This window comes from Variovorax glucosi (assembly GCF_051216695.1).
GTDB lineage: Bacteria > Pseudomonadota > Gammaproteobacteria > Burkholderiales > Burkholderiaceae_C > Variovorax.
In genome coordinates, this window is record NZ_JBPJZE010000079.1 from 1 (window position 1) to 1,487 (window position 1,487).

At 67.0% G+C, this 1,487-nt stretch carries 2 protein-coding genes; both read left to right on the plus strand.

Annotated features, from left to right (window positions below):
- Positions 1-8: 8 nt before the first annotated feature.
- Complete coding sequence (locus ACSFA3_RS23025; protein WP_435507772.1) at positions 9-1,142, plus strand: CaiB/BaiF CoA transferase family protein; 1,134 nt, start codon at positions 9-11, stop codon at positions 1,140-1,142.
- Positions 1,139-1,487 (plus strand): enoyl-CoA hydratase-related protein (locus ACSFA3_RS23030; RefSeq protein WP_435507771.1); only part of this gene is annotated, 349 nt, incomplete at its 3' end. The genes ACSFA3_RS23025 and ACSFA3_RS23030, both read left to right, overlap by 4 nt.

A 1,487-nucleotide genomic window follows, 5' to 3' on the forward strand; every position in this document is an offset into this window, starting at 1 on the left:
TGGACGGCATCCGCATCATCGACTTCACGCAGGTGATGATGGGCCCGGTCTGCACGCAGATGCTGGCCGACCATGGCGCCGACGTGATCAAGATCGAGCGCAAGGGCGCGGGCGACCTGAGCCGCTCGACCTTTGCGCCAGTGGCGGGCAACGACAACCCGATCTTCTGCAGCCTCAACCGCAACAAGCGCAGCGTGGAAATCGACCTGCGCGACGCGGCGCAGATGGAACTGGTGAAGGCCCTGATCGCCGGCGCAGACGTGGTCACCAACAACTTCCGCGCTGGCGTGATGGAGCGGCTGGGGCTGGGCTACGAAGACTGCAGGCGGCTGAACCCGCGCATCGTCTACGCGGTGGGCACGGGCTTCGGCGAGACCGGTCCCTACGCGCACAAGGGCGGGCAGGACGTGCTCGCGCAGGCGCTCACCGGCGTGATGGCGCGGCGCGCCGACGCATCGGTGCCGGTGTCGATCTACCCGACGGCGCTGGCCGACTACACCGCCGGCATGCACATGGTGCAGGGCATTTTGCTGGCGCTGCTGCAGCGCGAGCGCACGGGCGAGGGCCAGAAGATTTCGGTGTCGCTCTACAACTCCATGCTTGCGATGCAGATGCAAGAGGCGGCCATGGTGATGATGGAAGACTCCGAAGTGAACTGGGCCGCGATGCCGCTTTCTGGCGTGTTCGACACGCAGACCGGGCCGCTGGTGCTGGTGGGCGCGTTCAAGGCCAATCCGCTGCGCGACATCTGCACGGCGCTGGGGCTCGACGACCTGTCTCTCGACGCGCGCTATGCCACGCTGTCGGCGCAGTTCACGAACAAGGCCGCGCTGCATGCGATCTTCCATGAGCGCTTTGCGAGCAACACGCGCGACCATTGGCTGGCGAAGCTCGAAGAGCAGGACCTGCTCTCGGCCCCGGTGCGCGATATGCGCGAGGCGCTGGTCGATCCGCAGACGCTGCACAACGCGATGATTCTCGAAGCCGGTTCGTCGTCGGGCCGTCCGCTGAAATTCATCGCCAGCCCGATCCAGATGTCGGGCGCCAAGGCCGGCCTGCGGCGCGAGCCGCCGCGGCTCGGGCAACACACGGCCGAAGTGCTGGCCGAGGCGCGTGCATTGATCGAAGAGGCCGACGCATGAGCGTCCTCTTTGAAGTGGTCGACCATGTCGCCACCGTCACCATCGACCGCCCCGATGTGCTCAACGCGGTCGATCTGCCGACCGAGGCCGAGCTGCAGCGCATCTGGACCGAGATCGAATCGCGCGACGACATCCGTGCGGTGGTGCTCACCGGTGCGGGCGAGCGCTCGTTCTGTGCCGGCGCCGACCTGAAGAACACCTCGAACCTCAAGGGCGTCGAATACTGGGCCGCGGCACGCCCTGGCGGCTTCGGCGGCATCGCGCTGCGCGAGACGCTCGATGTGCCCGTGATCGCCCGCGTCAACGGCTTTGCATTGGGCGGCGGCTTCGAGATGGTGCTGGGCT